This is a genomic window from Enterococcus sp. DIV1298c (assembly GCF_017316315.1).
GTDB lineage: Bacteria > Bacillota > Bacilli > Lactobacillales > Enterococcaceae > Enterococcus_B > Enterococcus_B mangumiae.
Genome location: NZ_JAFLWG010000006.1, coordinates 1 through 18,885 on the forward strand (window position 1 = coordinate 1; position 18,885 = coordinate 18,885).

Annotated in this window: 17 protein-coding genes; 5 read left to right on the forward strand and 12 right to left on the reverse strand. The window is 39.9% G+C overall.

Annotated elements, in window-relative coordinates; genetic code table 11:
* Positions 1-137 precede the first annotated feature (137 nt).
* The 8 genes from JZO83_RS01245 to dnaX form a co-directional block, all read right to left on the reverse strand.
* A complete protein-coding gene (locus JZO83_RS01245; RefSeq protein ID WP_010736045.1) occupies positions 138-485 on the reverse strand; it encodes a DNA replication initiation control protein YabA in 348 nt (115 codons plus the stop codon).
* On the reverse strand, positions 478-1,302 hold the full coding sequence (locus JZO83_RS01250) for a stage 0 sporulation family protein (RefSeq protein WP_207114806.1): 825 nt from the start codon (positions 1,300-1,302) through the stop codon (positions 478-480). Before JZO83_RS01250 ends, JZO83_RS01245 begins: the two co-directional genes overlap by 8 nt.
* 39 nt (positions 1,303-1,341) lie before the next feature.
* Positions 1,342-2,280: a DNA polymerase III subunit delta' gene (gene holB, locus JZO83_RS01255; protein ID WP_206856589.1), complete on the reverse strand. Its 939-nt coding sequence runs from the start codon at positions 2,278-2,280 to the stop codon at positions 1,342-1,344.
* Positions 2,281-2,288: 8 nt separating this feature from the next.
* Positions 2,289-2,618: a cyclic-di-AMP receptor gene (locus JZO83_RS01260; RefSeq protein ID WP_010736048.1), complete on the reverse strand. Its 330-nt coding sequence runs from the start codon at positions 2,616-2,618 to the stop codon at positions 2,289-2,291.
* Complete coding sequence (gene tmk, locus JZO83_RS01265; protein WP_206856588.1) at positions 2,615-3,277, reverse strand: dTMP kinase; 663 nt, start codon at positions 3,275-3,277, stop codon at positions 2,615-2,617. The genes JZO83_RS01260 and tmk overlap by 4 nt, the downstream gene beginning before the upstream one ends.
* A gap of 89 nt (positions 3,278-3,366) precedes the next feature.
* On the reverse strand, positions 3,367-3,963 hold the full coding sequence (recR, locus tag JZO83_RS01270) for a recombination mediator RecR (RefSeq protein ID WP_206856587.1): 597 nt from the start codon (positions 3,961-3,963) through the stop codon (positions 3,367-3,369).
* 23 nt (positions 3,964-3,986) lie between these two features.
* A complete protein-coding gene (locus JZO83_RS01275; RefSeq protein WP_206856585.1) occupies positions 3,987-4,298 on the reverse strand; it encodes a YbaB/EbfC family nucleoid-associated protein in 312 nt (103 codons plus the stop codon).
* Between the two features lie 18 nt (positions 4,299-4,316).
* Positions 4,317-6,053, reverse strand: a complete 1,737-nt coding sequence (gene dnaX, locus JZO83_RS01280; RefSeq protein ID WP_206856583.1) for a DNA polymerase III subunit gamma/tau — start codon at positions 6,051-6,053, stop codon at positions 4,317-4,319.
* Between the two features lie 553 nt (positions 6,054-6,606).
* Between dnaX and JZO83_RS01285 the strand changes: the two genes are divergently transcribed.
* The 5 genes from JZO83_RS01285 to JZO83_RS01305 all read left to right on the forward strand — a co-directional run bounded on the left by JZO83_RS01285 (position 6,607) and on the right by JZO83_RS01305 (position 11,823).
* Positions 6,607-7,854: an SPFH domain-containing protein gene (locus JZO83_RS01285; RefSeq protein WP_206856581.1), complete on the forward strand. Its 1,248-nt coding sequence runs from the start codon at positions 6,607-6,609 to the stop codon at positions 7,852-7,854.
* 17 nt (positions 7,855-7,871) lie between these two features.
* The gene (locus JZO83_RS01290; protein ID WP_206856577.1) at positions 7,872-9,065 is read left to right on the forward strand and encodes a TFIIB-type zinc ribbon-containing protein; all 1,194 of its coding nucleotides are present in this window, start codon (positions 7,872-7,874) and stop codon (positions 9,063-9,065) included.
* Positions 9,062-9,868, forward strand: a complete 807-nt coding sequence (locus JZO83_RS01295) for a TPM domain-containing protein (RefSeq protein WP_207114807.1) — start codon at positions 9,062-9,064, stop codon at positions 9,866-9,868. Before JZO83_RS01290 ends, JZO83_RS01295 begins: the two co-directional genes overlap by 4 nt.
* Before the next feature lie 302 nt (positions 9,869-10,170).
* Positions 10,171-10,476, forward strand: coding sequence for a hypothetical protein (locus tag JZO83_RS01300; protein WP_207114808.1), 306 nt, complete (start codon positions 10,171-10,173; stop codon positions 10,474-10,476).
* 27 nt (positions 10,477-10,503) lie between these two features.
* The gene (locus tag JZO83_RS01305; RefSeq protein WP_207114809.1) at positions 10,504-11,823 is read left to right on the forward strand and encodes a PTS sugar transporter subunit IIC; all 1,320 of its coding nucleotides are present in this window, start codon (positions 10,504-10,506) and stop codon (positions 11,821-11,823) included.
* A gap of 112 nt (positions 11,824-11,935) precedes the next feature.
* Here the strand turns inward: JZO83_RS01305 and JZO83_RS01310 are convergent, their stop codons facing one another.
* The 4 genes from JZO83_RS01310 to JZO83_RS01325 all read right to left on the reverse strand — a co-directional run bounded on the left by JZO83_RS01310 (position 11,936) and on the right by JZO83_RS01325 (position 18,559).
* On the reverse strand, positions 11,936-14,146 hold the full coding sequence (locus tag JZO83_RS01310; protein WP_207114810.1) for a M60 family metallopeptidase: 2,211 nt from the start codon (positions 14,144-14,146) through the stop codon (positions 11,936-11,938).
* Between the two features lie 48 nt (positions 14,147-14,194).
* A complete protein-coding gene (locus JZO83_RS01315) occupies positions 14,195-16,399 on the reverse strand; it encodes a M60 family metallopeptidase (protein WP_207114811.1) in 2,205 nt (734 codons plus the stop codon).
* Positions 16,400-16,680: 281 nt separating this feature from the next.
* On the reverse strand, positions 16,681-17,871 hold the full coding sequence (locus JZO83_RS01320) for an MFS transporter (protein ID WP_207114812.1): 1,191 nt from the start codon (positions 17,869-17,871) through the stop codon (positions 16,681-16,683).
* 100 nt (positions 17,872-17,971) lie between these two features.
* Positions 17,972-18,559: a nucleotidyltransferase family protein gene (locus JZO83_RS01325; protein WP_207114813.1), complete on the reverse strand. Its 588-nt coding sequence runs from the start codon at positions 18,557-18,559 to the stop codon at positions 17,972-17,974.
* Between the last annotated feature and the right edge of the window lie 326 nt (positions 18,560-18,885).

Here is an 18,885-nt window from a genome sequence, read left to right on the forward strand (position 1 = left end):
GCTTTCTCGTTCAGAAGTTCAGTAAAGGAAGTTACTCTAATTTAAAAATTTTATGGATCGTTCAACGACGAATACTGCAAAACAAGAATGCTTTGCGGTATTCACCAACCGTGAAAAAAGCAACTAGATCAAATGATCTAGCGTCCACTTTCTCGATAGATCACTTCTAAACAGAACGCACAAGGTTCATCATTTTCACGTCTTGAACCATACAAATCATAACAAACATGAAATCCTTCTTCATAAATCTTTTCCAGATTCATTCGGGATTTTGATAGTTCTTGTTTTGCATTTTCAGCTGGAGCTTGCGCCACTTGGTTCAATTCACGTAGATGTTCACGTAATCGTTGATTTTCCATTTCTAACGTGGTATTTTTCTCAACGATCTCATGCAGTGCATGTTTCATCTCGACTAGTTCAGTCAATGTATTTCGTAACTCTGACTCCAATTGGTTCAACCCATCATATAATGATCTCTTATCCATTCATCTCACCTACTTGGATGAAATTTTTTAGTTCATCCCATTCATATTCAACAGGATTCTCCCGTCCGTTCAGTCGCACACTCACTAAGCGACTGAGCAGATTTAACCCTACGACTTTCCCTTTACCATCAGGAGTTTCAAGTATTTTCCCAAAGTCAGGGAGTTCTTTTTTTGCGGCTTCATATGCTTCACTTTCATACTGTAAACAGCACATCAAGCGACCACACAAGCCAGATATTTTAGTTGGATTCAGTGATAAACCTTGTTCCTTTGCCATTTTGATCGAAACAGGAACGAAATCTCCCAAGAAAGACGAGCAACATAGTGGTCGCCCACAAGGCCCAATACTTCCGATCATCTTCGCTTCATCACGAACACCAATTTGTTTCAATTCGATCCTTGTACGAAAAACAGCAGCAAGGTCTTTCACTAATTCACGAAAATCGATGCGCCCATCTGCCGCAAAATAAAAAGTCAATTTGCTTCGGTCAAATGTGTATTCAACGTGGACGATCTTCATTTCTAATTTTCTAAATCTAATCTTTTCTTTCGCAATCAAAAAAGCTTTTTTTGAATCTTCTTCGTTTTTTTTGCTTTTTTTCAGCTCAGCAGTCGTTGCTTTATGCAAAATGGGATTGATGGTTTCAGGTAAATCTTCCAGATCAATATCTCTTTTGGGAATAGCAACCGTTGCGATATGTAAAGTTTGCTGAGACTCGACTAACACTTTATCATTGTATGAATATTCTGAATCTCCGGGTGTAAAATAATAGACATGACCAGCATCTCTATAACGGACACCTACTACTTCTACCATTTGCGGCCTCCTTGATTTCGCAAAATATAAATTGACAAATCAAAAAATCGTTTGTAATACGAATTGCTCAGCGACGGCTTGAAAACTCACATTGCTACGCAGTTTTTGTTCTGCGACCAAAATGCGTTCAATCGTTTGATTCAGCCGTTTGACTTTACCATACTCCCCAGATGTTATCGCCTGTTTTTGAGCTTCCTGATAATAATACATCAAGATTGAAAAACCGGTAAATTGTTGGCTTTTCTCTTTAAATGCTTTCACCAATCGTTTTTGGACATAGATAAATGCTTGTGTATCTCGTTTATCCAAGTAGACAAACCATTGATAAATCAAGTCCTTAGCCTCATTAAACCATTCATCATCTGAGATTTCAACTGCTTTTCCTAAACTGTTCGTCAAGAACGCTAAAAGTTTCGCTTTTTCTGCAGAAATTTGCTGTTCTTGTAATTTTTGGATCAATGAACCTTTTGATAATTCTTGGAAATGGAGTGTTTGACAACGAGATTGGATCGTCGGTAAGATGCGACCGATCGCTTCCGTTTCTAAAATCGCCAGAAAATCACCTGGTGGCTCTTCTAAAAATTTCAGCAAGCTGTTTGCCGCACTCGCGTTCATTTTCTCTGCTTCTTGGATCAAGAATACTTTTTTTCTTGATTCATATCCGCTTCGACTAAACTCTGTCTGTAAGCGTCGGATCTGTTCGACCTTGATCGATTGACCTTCCGGTGAAAGAACAAGTACATCCGGATGCTCTTGATTTTTTATTCGTTGACAATTATTACATACGCCACAAGGCTGTTGTTCGTTCATTTGCGTACAATATAAATGTTGCGCTAACCAAATGCCCATCTCATGTTTTCCTGTGCCCTTTTCACCTTCAAAAAGATAAGCATGAGCGAGACGCCCATGCTCAAAACTTCGTTGAAGTTGTTGATACACGAGAGGTTGCATTTGCGCAAGTACAGTTTCTTCAGCCATACTTCCTCCTAAAAATGGTGGAATCCTTCAACTGGTAAGACAAAGACTGTTGCTCCGCCTACTTCAACTTCTACAGGATAAGGAACGCCACCGTCCATTGAAATATCTAACGTTACTGGAGTAGAAACAAATTGTTTTCTTGACTCGCACGTTTTTTTGATGATCTCTAATGCTTCTTCGACACGATCGTCTTCGATACCCACGATAAATGTGCTGTTTCCGGCTTTAAGGAACCCACCAGTCGAAGATAATTTAGTGGCACGAATATTGGCATCGATCAATTCGTTGGACAAACGGTTGCTATCTTTATCTTGAATGATTGCTAAAATGATTTTCATTTACGTTCACCTTCCTGACTTTCAAAATATTGTGGAAATTGGTTGATAATTGCGTGGTAACTCAATTGTAACACTTCTTCAAAACTATTTCTTGCATCGATCTTATGGATACGTTCCGGATGTTCCTCTGCCAGTTTCAAGTACGCATGACGCACACGCTGGTGGAACTCTAATCCTTCTGAATCTAAGCGATCGATTTGGTTTTGTCGATTTTTTGCGATGCGACGTAACCCTGTGTCAGAGTCCACATCAAGATAGAGAGTAAAATCAGGCGTTGTCCCTTCTGTAGCAAATTCATTCAACTCAGCAATCTCATCGATACCGATCCGTCGACCAGCACCTTGATAAGCCAAAGAACTATCGACAAAGCGATCACACAAAACGATTTTCCCACTTGAAAGTGCGGGTAAAACTTTTTCGACTAAGTGTTGTCTTCGCGCAGCTGCGTATAACAAACTTTCTGTCCGTTCGTCCATGCGATCATTTTTCGGATCAAGGATCACTGCACGAATTTGTTCAGCGATCGGTATTCCTCCTGGTTCTCGAGTTTGAATGATCTCTGTTTTTGCTACTTCTTGTAAAAGAGGAAATAACTCATTGATGATACTTGTTTTACCTGCACCATCCGGTCCCTCGATCGTAATAAATAAGCCGTTCACACTTTTGCCTCCATCTCTTCTCTTGCTTCTATATTGTATCGGAAAAGTCTTGTCGATCAAATTGACATACTCAAATGTATGTCAAAAAATTATAATTCACGTCTACCTTCGACCGCTTTTAATAAAGTCACTTCATCCGCATATTCGATATCGGAACCAACGGATAAGCCATGAGCTAAACGTGTGACTTTGATCCCCGCTGGTTTGATCAAGCGTGAAAGGTAGATTGCTGTTGCTTCTCCTTCAGTTGTTGCATTGGTGGCGATGATCACTTCTTGGACTTCTGCATCATGCAGGCGTTGCAAGAGAGGAGGAATATTGATATCTTCTGGCCCAGTGCCTTCCATTGGAGATAACACCCCATGTAGTACATGATACAACCCGCGATACTCCCGCATTTTCTCCATCGCCATGACATCTTTTGGTTCTTCGACGACTAAAATGATGCCACGATCTCTTGATGGATCTTTACAGATCTCACAAGGGTCCTCTTCTGTGATGTTTCCGCAAATACTGCAAAAATGCAGATCACGTTTGACGCTCAATAATGCCTTAGCAAATTCGTTGACTACTTCATCCTTCATATCGATCGTATAAAAAGCCAATCTTGTCGCTGTTTTTTGACCAATACCTGGAAGTCTCATATAACTGTCGATCAGTTTTGCAATTGGTTCTGGATATTGCATGTTCATTTCCCCTTCAGGAAAACTTAAAAGGGTAAGCCCTTAGTATATTTTCCCATTGTTTTTTCTGATTCTGTATCGATTTTTTCTAATACGTCATTGACAGCCATCACGATCAAATCTTGTAGCATTTCTGTATCTTCTGGATCAACGACTTCCTCTTTGATCTGGATATCTTTCATTCGACGATTTCCAGTGAAAACTACTTTGACTAAATCATTCGTAGAGCTACCAGTAAATTCTGTTTCATTTAGTTTTTCTTGGGCTTGTCCCATTTCTTTTTGCATTTTTTGGACTTGTTTCATCATCCCTTGCATATTTCCCATTCCGCGCATCATTGTTATCGCTCTCCTTTTCTAATCATCGATTACTGTGACTGCTGAACCAAAAAGTTCTTCAGCTTTCGTCACTACATTTTCTTGGTTTGTTTGTTCTTGAGGGATCAATTCGATCTCATCCGACTCATCATCAGACGCAAACGATTCTTCTGCTCCTCCGTCTTTTACTTGAACAAGGTAATTCTTTCTTAGACCTGGCCAGCTTTCCCTTGTGATATACACAGGTTCAGGCGCATAGTCTTTGATCATTCGGCTAAGTTGATTATGGATCGCTAATTGCAGTTCTTCATCATTTGCTGCTCGTTGACAGACGATCTCATAATCAAACGCAATGACAAGCCCACTTGGACCAGCCGCAACTGGTTCACTCGCTTTTAACATTGCTCGTTGCGTGACCGACAAACTCATCAAAAGATCATCCCAGACTTCTTTTACATCATTCAAGTGTTTTCTTGTTGCTTCTTTTAATACATTATACACCCGTTCAGTCGGAATACGGTACGTACTTGGCTGTTTTTTCTGAACAGGTGCTTGTGTCGTTTGCTGATTGGTCGCGACTTTCACCGTACCATTTTTGATCTCTTTGATCTCTTTTTTTAGTTCTTGGATCTCTTGTTGGAGTTGCTTCACTTGTTGCTGGTCGGTTTCACTTGGCGCTTGTTGACTGACAGCTGCTGAAGCTTGTGCCAGTTTCACAGTCGCAACCTCTAAATAAATCGTCGCACTATTCGTAAACCGTACCTCATTTTGTGTATCACTCAAAATTTGAATCGTCTGGAACAACCGCTGTGCTGGAATCTCCTTCGCTAATGTCGTAAATGTTTCTGTTTTGACATGTGAAGTTTCCTCTAACAAATTCGGTGCTTGTTGATACATCAATAAATCACGACAGTAAGACAGCAGATCTTCCAAAAAGCGTCGCGACTCTTTTCCTGCCGCTAAAATTTGATTCAATTCTTGTAAGGCTTGTGGGATCTCTTTGTTGAAACAAGCCGACAGATACGCATCCATCATCTCATTTGTCAAACTACCTGTGACTTGCATCGCATCATCCAACGTGATCGTCCCATTACTAAAGGAAATCGCTTGGTCAAGAATACTCAACGCATCGCGCATCCCACCTTCTGCTGCTCTTGCGATGACAGTCAGTGCAGGTGCCTCATAGGTGATCTCTGATTGATCCAAGATATATTCTAAGTGTTCGGTGATATCCGCTGCATTGATTCGCTTAAAGTCAAAACGTTGTGTTCGAGAAATGATCGTTGCAGGTATTTTGTGCGGTTCGGTCGTTGCTAAAATAAAAATAACACTTTCTTTTGGTTCTTCCAGTGTTTTTAGTAAGGCATTGAATGCCCCAGTTGAAAGCATGTGGACTTCATCAATGATATAAATTTTGTAAGCGGCTTTTGTCGGTGCATAATTTGCTCGGTCTCTGATGAAACGGATCTCTTCGACACCATTATTACTTGCCGCATCGATTTCAATGACGTCTTCTTGCGTTCCAGTCGTAATCGACTGACACATCTCACAATGATTACAAGGTTCACCATCTTTACTGTTTGGGCAATTGATCGCCTTGGCAAATATTTTTGCCGCACTTGTTTTCCCTGTCCCTCTTGGTCCTGTAAACAAATAGGCATGTGAGGTTTTATGGGAAACAATCGCATTTTTCAATGTTTGTGTCACAGCTTTTTGTCCAACGATATCTTCAAATCGCTGTGAACGCCACACACGATAAAGTGCTTGATATGCCATAAGGATCCCCCTTCTTTTGAAAAATTCACTATCTTTTATTATACGTGATTTAGGATAAAAAAACTACTATAGTTTATTAGGTTGTGAGAGGAGCGGTCAGCACTAAGGCATAAGACAGAAAAATCGAAAATGGCTCTTTCATTTTTGATTTTTTTGGCTTATGACCGAAGTGCTGCTCCTTGAACACCGTTTATCAGAGGTTGTGAAAAAAGCGCCTTGACCTGAGCAGTAAGATAGAAAATTGCAAAATAGCTCCTCATATTTTGTAATTTTTTAGCTTAATGTTGAAGGTCAGCTTTTTGAACACCGTTTATCAGAGGTTGTGAGAAAGCCGGGCAGCTCCGAATAATAAGACGGAACATTGAAGAAGTTGCTTTTGAACATCTTTTATCTAGCTTGTAAAAAAATGGTCAACTTCATATATAAATAGGGAATGTGGGAAAATCGCCCCTCTCTTTTTCTACATCTTTCGACTGAGAGCATTTTCATACTCCTATGGTATAATACAAACATATACTTAGTAACAAATAATTGATCAAAGGGAGGACTTTTTATGGGACTTATTAAAGCAGCAACTAGTATGATCGGCGGCGGATTGGCAGATCAATGGATCGAGGTCATTGAACCAGATAATATGAGCGATACAACAGTCATGACTAAAGGTGTCAAAGTACGAAAAGATGACAAACGTGGTTCAAATCGAAAAGGAACAGATGACGTATTGACAGATGGTACTGTCGTTCATGTTTATCCAAATATGATGATGCTCTTAGTGGATGGCGGAAAAATCATCGATTATACGGCTGAAGAAGGCTACTATACGGTGAAAAACGATGCCGCTCCTTCTATGTTCAATGGTTCATTGAAAGGTGCAATCGCTGAAACCTTCGACCGTTTTAAATTTGGTGGCGTCACACCACAAAAACAACAAGTATTCTATATCAATCTCCAAGAGATCAAAGGAATCAAATTTGGCACAAGCGCGCCATTGAATTACTTTGATAATTTCTATAATGCAGAGCTATTCCTACGTGCACATGGAACGTATTCTATCCACATCACTGATCCGATTTTATTTTATACAAATGCGATCCCTAAAAACAAAACACAAGTTGAAATCGCAGATATCAATGAACAGTATTTAGCAGAATTCTTAACTGCTTTACAATCAGCAATCAACCAAATGTCTGCTGATGGGCAACGGATTTCTTATGTCCCATCAAAAAGCTTGGAACTAAGCAAATACATGGGAACAGCCTTAGATGATTCATGGCGTGAGCTTCGTGGCATGGAAATCGTTTCTGTCGCAGTTGCTAGCATCTCTTATACAGATGATTCAGTCAAACTGATCAACATGCGTAATGAAGGGGCAATGTTAGGTGATCCAAGTGTCCGTGAAGGTTATGTCCAAGGCTCGATTGCTCGTGGGATGGAAGCCGCTGGTAAAAATGATGCCGGTGCAATGACAGGCTTCATGGGTATGGGCATGGGGATGAATGCCAATGGTTCTTATCTGGCACAGTCCTCACAAAACAATCAAGACCAAATCAAACAACAACAAGAAAAACAAAATCAACAAACCGCTCAAGGCACAAATGATACGTGGACTTGCCCTGTCTGTGGCACCGAAAATACAGGGAAGTTCTGTTCAAATTGTGGCGGGGCAAAACCTGTAGCGAATAGCCAACCAAAGCTTGAAATGAAATGTAGCGAATGTAATGAAGTGGTGGATCTTTCAAATGGTATTCCTAAGTTTTGTCCTAATTGTGGAAAACCATTCAAAGGTATCCCACTCGACTAGTTGAAAGGGGTGCCCGAATGGATGTTTTAACACATAAATGCCCCAATTGCGGCGGACCATTGACCTTCGATCCAAAAGATCAAAAATTTCATTGCGACTATTGCTTGAATGTCTATACAGAAGCTGAAGTCAGTCAATATGAAGAGGAACAAAAAGCGGCCCGCAATATCGATGGGAACCAAGAGCAACCAGCTGCAAGTGATGACTTCACTTTTACTGCTGAAGAACAACTTGATCAAATGGATGAAACGGAACGACAAGCATTTGCAGATGCTGGCGGAGTGTCTGATGCAGAAGCAACCGCTGAACAGACAACTACTGGCGAACAAAGCAGTATGGAACTATTTTTATGCCCGAGTTGCGGTGCAGAGATCGTTACAGAGGCAACTACTGCTGCTACCTACTGCTACTACTGCCATAACCCAGTTGTGTTATCTGGACGTCTGAGCGGTGACTTTTTACCAAATAAAGTTTTACCTTTTGCGGTAGAAAAAGAAGAAGCAATCAAACAATTTCTCGCCTGGACAAAGAAAAAATGGTTTGTGCCAAAAGCCTTTTTCAATCAAGATCAAATCGATAAATTGACCGGCGTTTATTTCCCTTATTGGGCGACCGATGCCGAACTGGACGGTTCCTTGCAAGCCAATGGAACAGTTATCAGAATCTGGCGTGTCGGCGATATCGAATACACCGAAACAAAACAATATGCTGTCCAACGTGAAGGGAAACTTTCATTTAAAGAATTAGTGAAAAATGCCTTGTCAAAAAATACTCAGCAAAAGATGGTGGAAGCGGTCCAGCCATTTCCATTAGACAAAGCGATTGATTTCAAGAGTCAATATCTGGCAGGTTTCCAAGCAGAAAAACGTGACATTGAGTACCAAGCGATCAAAGCAGATATCCAAAATGAGCTACGTGACTATTCGGAAAAATTGTTGCGGGATACAGCAAATGGCTATACTACGTTGACCGGGGTACGAACTTCTACTCAGATCACCGGCGAAAAAAATGAATACGTGCTGTTACCTGTTTGGCTAGTTACTTACCGTAGCAATGACTCCGATAAGAAAGTCTACTATTATGCCATGAATGGTCAAACTGGTAAGGTCAGTGGTGTATTACCAATCAGTCATAAAAAGCTAGCTTTGACCTCTTTTGGCATATTCGCCGTTTTAGCCATCCTCTTTATGATTGGAGGCTACTTGATATGACCAAGACAAAAAATAGTCTTTATCTTTTCTTTTTATTAGCGGTTAGTTTACTATGGACACCGATCGTAGGTGCAGCTACTCCAACGGTCAATGACGAAGCAGGTCTATTTACAAGCGACCAAATCGCAACATTGAACCAACAGGCACAAGAAATCAACGAAAAGATCAAAGGTCAGGTATTTATCGTAACTACTGACTCTAACTCTGAAGAGCCTAGAGACTTTGCTGACAACTATTTGCGAAACGCAATAGGAAACGATCAAAATGGTTCTGTTTTACTTTTAGATATGGGTCAACGAGAAATCTATATCTCTACTTCTGGGAATATGATCGACTATTTGACGGATCGCCGGATCGATTCGACCTTAGACGATGTTTATGACGAAATGACGAATGCGAATTATTTCGCGGCAGCTCAGGCTTATCTGACTAAAGCTTCTAGCTATGTGGATGAAGGTGTGCCTGGTGGTCATTACCGCGTAGATGAAGCGACAGGTAAAATCACTCGATACAAGGTACTGACTACGATAGAGATAGTGATTGCACTTGTCTTAGCTGCTGTATTGGGCATCGCTTTTTATGTCATAAACGTCTCTCGCTACCAATTGAAATCTGGGACATACAAATACCCATTTCGTGAAAAGGCTAGTATCAAGTTAACGGACAAAACGGATCGTTTGACGAATTCGTTTGTTACGACCCGTCGTATCCCTAAAGCACCACCACCAGGAAGCGGTGGCGGTGGCAGCACGACTCATTCGAGTGGTGGCGGAACCTTTGGTGGCGGTGGTCGAAGCTTTTAACTAGCGCTCTCAAGATTATGACGAAAATACTCATCTCCAAGAATAAGCGTGAACCCCGAAAATTGTTCTTCAATTTTTCGGGGGTTCACGCTTATTTCTGTAGTCGGTTTTAAGGGATACAAGGTGACTAATGTCTCAGGCTCGTTTTTTTGTGCGTTTATTTTACACTAACTCCTATTTTTCTCTGTTAAAACAAATCATTAGAAATAAAATTACTTGATAGCAACAAATATATTGATTTTAAATTTCATATAGGTATACTTAAAATATGTAAACGCTTCAAAAAGAAAGGAGGTATTGAAATGAACAACAAAAAAACATCGTCAGCGGTTATTCATTTTGGGATCAAATCATCTTGCTATTTGCTTCTTGCTTGTATGTTCGGTGGAATCTTCATTCCATATTTATTCTATTTATTGCACTGGGAAGTTCGACTTGGTATCTTACTCTTCCTACCCGTCTCTTTAGCTACTGTCATCACCAGCAATCATTATTTTATTTCTACGAAAAAAGGTATCACTAAAGGCTGTATCCGCACATTTTTCTTTGCCACAGCTTGCTTGATGATTGTTGCCTATCTTTGGTTGTACAAAGGGATCATCTTTTAGAATTTATTGATAAAAAGGAGTGTTGAAATGTTAACCAAATTCACAGAAGTCATTGAGCGTTATTTAGCTGAACCAATGGCAAAAATTGCAAACCAACGTCATTTACGCGCTATTCGTGATGGAATCATCGCCACTTTACCACTGATCATCGTAGGCTCATTTTTCTTGATCATTGCTTTTCCTCCCTTACCACCTAGCTGGGGAATCTATCAGTTCTTGTCGGAAAATGCCGCAACGATTTTACTACCTTATCGCATGACCATGTATATCATGTCTCTTTATGCCACATTTGGAATTGGCGCTAGTTTGGCAAAAACCTATAAACTCGATGTCGTTTCTGGGGGGTTATTAGCAACGATTGCTTTTTTATTAACATTCATCCCTGTCAACATTCCTCTTGAGGCTGCGGAAGCTGCTGGCACTTCTGGTTTTGTTTTGCCAATGGCAAATTTAGGTGGCGGCGGAATGTTCGTTGGTATCATTACCTCTATTTTTGCTGTGGAAGTTTATCGATTAACAGACAAATCTAAATTCAAAATCACCATGCCCGAACAAGTACCGCCAGCAGTTGCTCGATCGTTCGAAGCATTGACGCCAACGTTGATCGTGATTTTAGTTATGGCATCGATCAGCTATTATATCGGCTTTGATTGGCATACAGCCGTTTCAAAAGTTGTCAGCCCTTTGATCAGCGCTACCGACACGTTACCGAGTGTACTATTACTTATTTTTCTGATCACCTTTTTCTGGGCGTTCGGTATCCATGGTGTCTCCATCATCGGTTCACTTGCTCGTCCACTATGGTTACAGATCTTAGAATCGAATACGACCGCGGCGGCAGCTGGAGAGGCGTTGCCAAATATTGCGGCTGAGCCATTTTATCAATGGTTTGTGTGGATCGGTGGTGCAGGTTGTACGATTGGTTTAGCGATCCTGCTCGCCTTTACTGCCAAGTCGAAATACGCTTCAAAGCTAGGGAAAGCGATTATTACTCCTTCCCTTTTCAATATCAATGAACCAGTTATTTTTGGGGTACCGATCGTATTGAATCCGACATTGATCATTCCCTTTATCTTTGCGCCAATGGTTTGTGCAACTATTGCTTGGTTTGCGACAAAACTCGGCTTAGTCAGTGCAGTCACGATCACCGCACCGTGGACACTCCCTGGACCAATCGGCGCATATCTAGCAACCGGCGGAGACTGGCGGGCAGCTGTGTTAAACATTCTATTGATCATTCTTTCCATTTTTATGTATTACCCATTCGTCAAGATTTATGATAAAAATGAATTAGCAAAAGAACAAGCTTTAGAAGAAACTTCAAAGGATCGTACAGTTGCTAACTAGTTTATAATCTTAGATTCACGTCAAACAAAAAGGCAGTACTTACCTTCATTTGAAAGTAAGTACTGCCGTTTTTAATAATCGTCTAAAACTACTGTTTACGATAAATGTTTTGCTATTTCAATGCCCAAACATCGCTCGTTTCTGGATTCGCATTGGTATTCCACCATTTGGCTTGATACGTTTTTCCTTTGTATGTTACTCGATCGCCACCAGAATACGCTTTGCTCGCAGACCACTCTTCTATTTGTGTTTTATCTGTTTTTTCCCATGCTTGTGAAGTATCTGGACGTTCTCCTTTGATCCACCATTTGGCACGATATTGGATTCCATTGTAAATCACTAAATCGCCTGTCGTATACACTTGGTCGATGCGCCATGTATCTTCCAACACACTTTGATCTTTTGTAGTGATCGTGATTGCTTGGCTCTTTTCTGATTCATTCCCCGCCGCATCATAAGCACTTACTTGGTAAGTGTAAGCCGTGTTACTTGCTAAATTCGTATCTGTAAACGTCGAACCACTTACTGCATTGACTTTCACGCCATTACGATACACATTGTATCCTGCTACTCGGTTGTTATCCGTTGATGGCCCCCAGCTGATCTGCGCACTATTAGCAGTCACTGTACCAGCCGTCAAACCTGTTGGAATACTAGGTGCTTGTGTATCTTTTTCCTCTTGTTTCGTCACAACCGTGATAAATTGTGTTTTTTCAGACTCATTACCTGCTTCATCAAAAGCACTTACTTGGTAGACATACGTGGTGTCACTCGCCAAATTCTGGTCAGTATAATCCAATGTTTCAGTCGTTCCTACGCGCACACCATTTCGATAAATGCGATAACCTTTGACTTTGGTATTATCTGTTGATGGGTTCCACTTCAACTTCACAGAATGACTTGTTACTTCTTCTGACGTAAGACCAGTTGGGGTCGTTGGCGCTACTTCATCGCCACCGTTTTCTCCCTCAATATTCCCAACATCCCCAGTCATCTCATCACGATATTCCCAAATTTTCTTTGTTAAATTCGGAAGTTTTGCCAGTTCTGTTTTAGTTGCTGTCGTCACTTCGATTCCCCACTTTTCAAAGAAAGGCTGCAAGTTTCTGCCACTGATTTTAGAAGCTGCTACAACGAAATACTGACGTTTATCTTTTTCTGATGGTAATGAGCGTTGCTCGTTACGGTACATTTTATGCAAGTTTGGATAGAAGTCATCACCGAAAGCAAGTTCTAATTGCCAGAACATCCCTAGTCTTACCCAAACATCTTGGCTATCGAATTGTTTTTGTCCAGTGCCATTCAAATAATTGAAAATAGGCGTGTAACGATTTTCTCTTTCTAATCGACTACGTTGACCTAATGCTTTTTCTGCACGTAAAGAATAGATATTCACAGTTACTTCTGCTAAATCTTTCCAATTCATACGGGTCAGTTGATATGTATGACCGAGCTCATGCCAGATTCCCCACTGTCCCATAGTCGTAGGATTTAATACCGTTCTCATAGCATCAGAAGTACTACTATATGCAGTATGTTGATAGAAGGCATACATGTAATAGCCCGATTGAATGGTTTCGCGCAAATGCTGGACCATTCCAATAGGCGTACGATGCGCTGCTGAGCTGCCATCCAAACCAGAGCTTTGGTTATGTAGCGAGATGACTTTCTCATGAGCCTCTAAGATTGATTTAGGGTCCTTTGCATCTTGAAGTGTTCGATTCGAACCAGTCACCAATACACGGTCACTTACTAACTCATAACCTACTGCATTCGGATCATTGGCAAGCATTTGGGTCCATTCCTGTTGCGTTGTTTCTCCAAGAATAAACCGTGGAATCTCTATTCCACCTTTGATTTCAATGCTTATTTTCCCTTGTGCTGTTTGACCTGATTCATTTCGAAAATGGATAAGGCCCACTTGAGAGCCAGAAATCACATTACGCCCTTTTACTAACTGTGTGCCGTTTGCAGAACCATCCGAGAAATTAGTTAACGCAGGCGTAGTAATCGTATACGTCGGTAACTTTGTTTGGTCCGTTGACTCATCCACATAGATCTCGATCACATCAGTTGCACGTTTATAGATTCCCGTTGATTGATTCGTACTTGGCCCATATGGATTATCTAAAATATTCCCCTTATATGCGTCCAGATTTTCACTTTGTTTAATCGTTAATTTCTTTGATACATTTTGATTCGTTGCATTAATTTCTACTGTCGCTTGTCCCGTTTCACCTTTGATTACTTCTTCTCCACTTACTGTATTCGAAAATATAACCATCCCCAACAACACGGTACTAAACAATACATATTTTTTCATTTTTATGAAATTCTCCCATTTGGTATTTTTATGTTTCTTGTTACTGAACTATTTGAGTACCCAGACATCACTTGTTTCTGGATTCGCATTGGTATTCCACCATTTTGCTTCATAAGTTTTCCCTTTGTAACTTACTCGATCGCCACCAGAATATGCCTTACTTGCTACCCATTCTTCTATTTGTGTTTTATCTGTTTTTTCCCATGCTTGTGAAATATCTGGGCGTTCTCCTTTGATCCACCATTTGGCACGATATTGGATCCCATTATAAATCACTAAATTGCCTGTCGTATACACTTGGTCGATGCGCCATGTATCTTCCAACACACTTTGATCTTTTGTAGTGATCGTGATTGCTTGGCTTTTTTCTGATTCATTCCCCGCTGCATCATAAGCACTTACTTGATAAGTATATGCTGTGTTGCTCGATAAATTTGTATCTGTAAACGTCGAACCACTTACTGCATTGACTTTAACGCCGTTACGATATACATTGTATCCTGCTACTCGGTTGTTATCCGTTGATGGTCCCCAGCTGAACTGCGCACTATTAGCAGTCACTGTCCCAGCAGTCAAGCCTGTCGGAATACTTGGTGCTTGTGTATCTTTTTCCTCTTGCTTTGTCACAACCGTGATAAATTGTGTTTTCTCAGACTCATTACCTGCTTCGTCAAAAGCACTTACTTGGTAGACATAAGCAGTATCACTCGCTAAATTCTTATCTGTGTAATCCAATGTTTCAGTCGTCCCAACTCGTACCCCATTTCGGTAGATACGATAGCCTTTGACTTTTGTGTTATCAACTGATTGATTCCATTTGATTTTTACAGAATTGCTTGTTACTTCTTCTGTAGCAAGTCCAGTTGGGATCGTCGGTGCTTCTTTATCATCGCTGTTATTATCTTCACCATCGATATTGCCAACGTCACCAGTCATCTCATCGCGATATTCCCAGATTTTTTTCGTTAATTTCGGTAGTTTTTCCATTTCAAGTCTACTCTCTGCTGTTACATCGATTCCCCACTGTTGGAAGAAAGGCTGCAAGTTTCTGCCACTGATTTTAGAAGCTGCTACAACGAAATACTGACGTTTATCCTGTTCTGATGGTAATGAGCGTTGCTCGTTACGGTACATTTTATGTAAGTTTGGATAGAAATCTTCACCAAAGGCTAGTTCCAATTGCCAGAACATCGCTAATTTTGTCCAAACATTTTGGCTATCAAATTGTTTTTGTCCAGTGCTATTCAAATAATTGAAAATAGATGTATAACGATTATCTCTTTCCAAACGACTACGAATACCAAATTCCTTTTCCGCACGTAAAGAATAGATATTGACTGTCACTTCTGTCAAACCATTCCAATTCATCCGATTCATTTGATACGTATGTCCAATTTCATGATACATGCCCCATTGCTCTTGACGTTCAGGCATCAACAAAGCATACATCGTATCCGCATGATAACCAGTATGTTGCAAGTAAGCATACATATAAGCACCAGCAGAATGCGTTTCACGCATATGTTGGACTAAACCAACAGGAGTACGGTGATTCGAGGCACTATTATCAAGACCGGAAATCTTATCGTGTGATTTGATGACTTTATCTTGCGTTTCTACAATATTGGTCGGATTCCTTACCAAATGAATCGATCTGCTTGATCCTGTAATCAATACACGTTCACCTAGTAATTCATATCCTGGTGCTCCTGGATGATTTGCTACGATTTGATCCCATTGTGCATTCGTTGTTTCACCAAGAATAAAGCGTGGGATCGTGATACCACCTTTGATTTCAATATTTACCTTTCCAGAAGAAGTTAATTGATCTTGTTCATTTTGAATATGGATAATACCAACTTGTGTTCCTGAGATCACGTTTCTTCCTCTATTTAATTGAATTCCTCTTGTCCAACCTTCAAGGTAGTCGGTCAATCCAGCTCCAGTGATCGAATAAGTCGGTAGTTTCGATTGATCTGTATTTTCATCAACGTAAATTTCGATCACATCATTCGCACGTTTATAAATCCCTGTTGATTGATTGGAACTTGGTCCATATGTATTGTTTAAAATATTTGCCTTATAGGCGTTCAAATTCTCACTTTGCTTGATTTCTAATTTCGTTGAAACATTTTGATTCGTTTGGATTGCTGTGGAAGTTTCATTTTTATCAATAACTTCATCTGCATGATTTATCTCTGAATACATAACCATCCCTAACAAAACCGCACTAAAAAGTAAAGTCTTTTTCATATCTAAAATAACACTCCTAAAATTATTATTTGTTACAAAATAACTATAACATCCATCTGAATATGTTATTTTCCAATTTTTCTTCCATTCGGGAAAAATAGGAGGAAGATTCATTCCATTTATGCATTGATTAGCAAATGCCTATAATTAGATGATTCACATTAATTATTTCGATCAGTTGATCATCTAAAAAAAGTAGTAATTTCCATAAATTCTCACTGAAATAAAAAAACAGACCACATAAACCATGCAGTCTGTGAAATAAACGATTTCGATAATTTCTAAGTAAATAAATTTTTCTTCTTTTGTCCAATAGCCGAAACAAGTAGAAGAAGTATACCCGAAAAAAGATAGACGAGTTTTACACCAAACACGTCCGCAACTCTTCCCATGAACAGCATTGCGATAGAGAAAGTTCCCATGTAAATCATCCCTGATGCAGCATAAACAGCGAGGAGTTTTTCTTCTTTTGCTCTTTGCTGAATGACCGTTGCTTGCGGAATATTTTTGACTTGAAAAAATATTCCGATCAAAAAAGTACACATCAAAATAAATGGCGCATATTCAGTCGATAAGACTAGTAATGTGGCAATTCCGCCAAAAAAAGAACCTGCTACGATTGCTTTTCCTTTACTTCGATCGAACCACTCTGGATTTTTCATCACGATCACACTTCCAAGTAACGCACCAACAAAATAAAAAGCATTGATGTAGCCCCACCATTTATCTGATTGCTTCAACACTTCGGAAACAAATACCAGAACAAGAGAAGAAACCCAAGCGGTATTAGCGATTCCTTCCAACGTGTCCATGACCACGACTGTCCGTATCAACGGTTCTTTCCACACATACTGCCACCCTTTTTTAAGCTCTTTCCACTTTGAACCTTGCGTTGCTTTTTGAACGGTCCGAGGTAGCAGTAAAAATAAACCAGAACAAAGTAAAAAAAGCCCCACATCTATCCAAACTAGTTCAGAAACCGAGAACCACACAAGCAAAGAGGCGCCCACCGCCCAACTACCAATGTTAACAACTTGAAGCATCGTGCTGAATAAGCTGTTTGCACGAATCAACGCCTCTTTTTCTACGTATTGAGGAATCAGCGCCATACTAACCGGTTCTGCACACCCATCTAAGAATGCAATGCAAGCAATCAAAAGATAGATCACACCTAGTTCAATTTGCTCAGACAAGTAGGAAAGATAGCCCGCTAAAATAAACAAAAAAATAGTCTTCATTAGCTGACTCAGCTTCAACATTTTATCAAGCGATAATTTCATTGATAACAAAGGAGTCAAAAATCCCGCCACCATCATCGCTCCTGTAACGATAACTGGCACAATTGCTGAAGCAAATGCCGAATTTGTCCAAGAATAAACGGCGCTGATGACTGCTACCGTGTAGATCGTATCACCGATATTTGCTACCGCTTGACCGAGTATCAAGCACAGGAATGCTTTCTTATTTTTCATTTTTATCTCCTTCAACCAGAGGAATCAATCACATCCATCTGTCGCTATTCATTGTATCTTTTACTCTTTCCTAACACATTTTTCTTTCTAAAAACAGACATTACCAAGGAATAACCTTGAGGTCTGGCCATTTCTTTGTCCATTTTGCTACTTTCTGATCATAGATTTCTTTCGTGATCATTTTTTTATTCGGCCGGACGATCCCTTCATATAGATCATCCAGTCCATAAGGAGAAAAAACTTGTAACTGTCCATTCTCATTTAGAGAAACACCGATTGCTGTAGCTGTAGTTGGCCAGGTAGAAATAGCTTCTTCTGAAGAACCATACGCCTGTATCGGAAAGCCAAATCGTTCTTCATACCAAAGATGGACCCTTGCTTCATTGATGATATCCAGCGAATAGTTTGAAGATTCGATTTCTCCTGCGATCTTTTTACTCGTTTCTAGTTCTTTTCCTTCACTCAAGTCTTCATCAAAATAGACAATATCGACATCACTTATCCCGTAGCCGATTGGCATGCCATAAAGCCGATTCCAAACGGATTGCACGATACATCCCGCTCCCACATATAGTTCTGGTATCGCCATGTTAGAAACCATTTGGATGATTTGATAAAGAGCAGTATCTTGTTTTAGTATCTCGTGAAGTGATTCTTTTTGAGTCTGCAACAGTTCATTTTTTGTCATGTTTTTTCCCGCCTTTTTAATAATGTTCCGGTTCAAACGATTATTTTCTTAAATAAAATCTTACAGGAAGCGGTTGCAGTTGGCAATAGAGCTTCCCACGTTTGATTATTAAACAGCAAACAAAGCGATCCTATAATAGAGTTGTACGGATAAAAAACAAATAATTTCATCATTGAACTAACAGGTATTCTCATAGCTTAATGCTTTTTCATTAGATTAGTAACATTTGTTTTACGTTCAAAAGAAGGCTCGCTAATTCTATTACTGAATATTTTATTATAAGTTCAAATTTTTAAATTAGAAATTGGATAACTAAACAAATATTA

Coding starts and splice junctions, on each gene's coding strand:
- JZO83_RS01315 (WP_207114811.1), bottom strand. CDS start 16,399: ATGAAAAAGACTTTACTTTTTAGTGCGGTTTTGTTAGGGATGGTTATG.
- JZO83_RS01325 (WP_207114813.1), bottom strand. CDS start 18,559: ATGACAAAAAATGAACTGTTGCAGACTCAAAAAGAATCACTTCACGAG.
- JZO83_RS01245 (WP_010736045.1), bottom strand. CDS start 485: ATGGATAAGAGATCATTATATGATGGGTTGAACCAATTGGAGTCAGAG.
- recR (WP_206856587.1), bottom strand. CDS start 3,963: ATGCAATATCCAGAACCAATTGCAAAACTGATCGACAGTTATATGAGA.
- JZO83_RS01305 (WP_207114809.1), top strand. CDS start 10,504: ATGTTAACCAAATTCACAGAAGTCATTGAGCGTTATTTAGCTGAACCA.
- JZO83_RS01290 (WP_206856577.1), top strand. CDS start 7,872: ATGGATGTTTTAACACATAAATGCCCCAATTGCGGCGGACCATTGACC.
- dnaX (WP_206856583.1), bottom strand. CDS start 6,053: ATGGCATATCAAGCACTTTATCGTGTGTGGCGTTCACAGCGATTTGAA.
- JZO83_RS01320 (WP_207114812.1), bottom strand. CDS start 17,871: ATGAAAAATAAGAAAGCATTCCTGTGCTTGATACTCGGTCAAGCGGTA.
- JZO83_RS01285 (WP_206856581.1), top strand. CDS start 6,607: ATGGGACTTATTAAAGCAGCAACTAGTATGATCGGCGGCGGATTGGCA.
- holB (WP_206856589.1), bottom strand. CDS start 2,280: ATGGCTGAAGAAACTGTACTTGCGCAAATGCAACCTCTCGTGTATCAA.
- JZO83_RS01260 (WP_010736048.1), bottom strand. CDS start 2,618: ATGAAAATCATTTTAGCAATCATTCAAGATAAAGATAGCAACCGTTTG.
- JZO83_RS01250 (WP_207114806.1), bottom strand. CDS start 1,302: ATGGTAGAAGTAGTAGGTGTCCGTTATAGAGATGCTGGTCATGTCTAT.
- JZO83_RS01310 (WP_207114810.1), bottom strand. CDS start 14,146: ATGAAAAAATATGTATTGTTTAGTACCGTGTTGTTGGGGATGGTTATA.
- JZO83_RS01300 (WP_207114808.1), top strand. CDS start 10,171: ATGAACAACAAAAAAACATCGTCAGCGGTTATTCATTTTGGGATCAAA.
- JZO83_RS01275 (WP_206856585.1), bottom strand. CDS start 4,298: ATGATGCGCGGAATGGGAAATATGCAAGGGATGATGAAACAAGTCCAA.
- JZO83_RS01295 (WP_207114807.1), top strand. CDS start 9,062: ATGACCAAGACAAAAAATAGTCTTTATCTTTTCTTTTTATTAGCGGTT.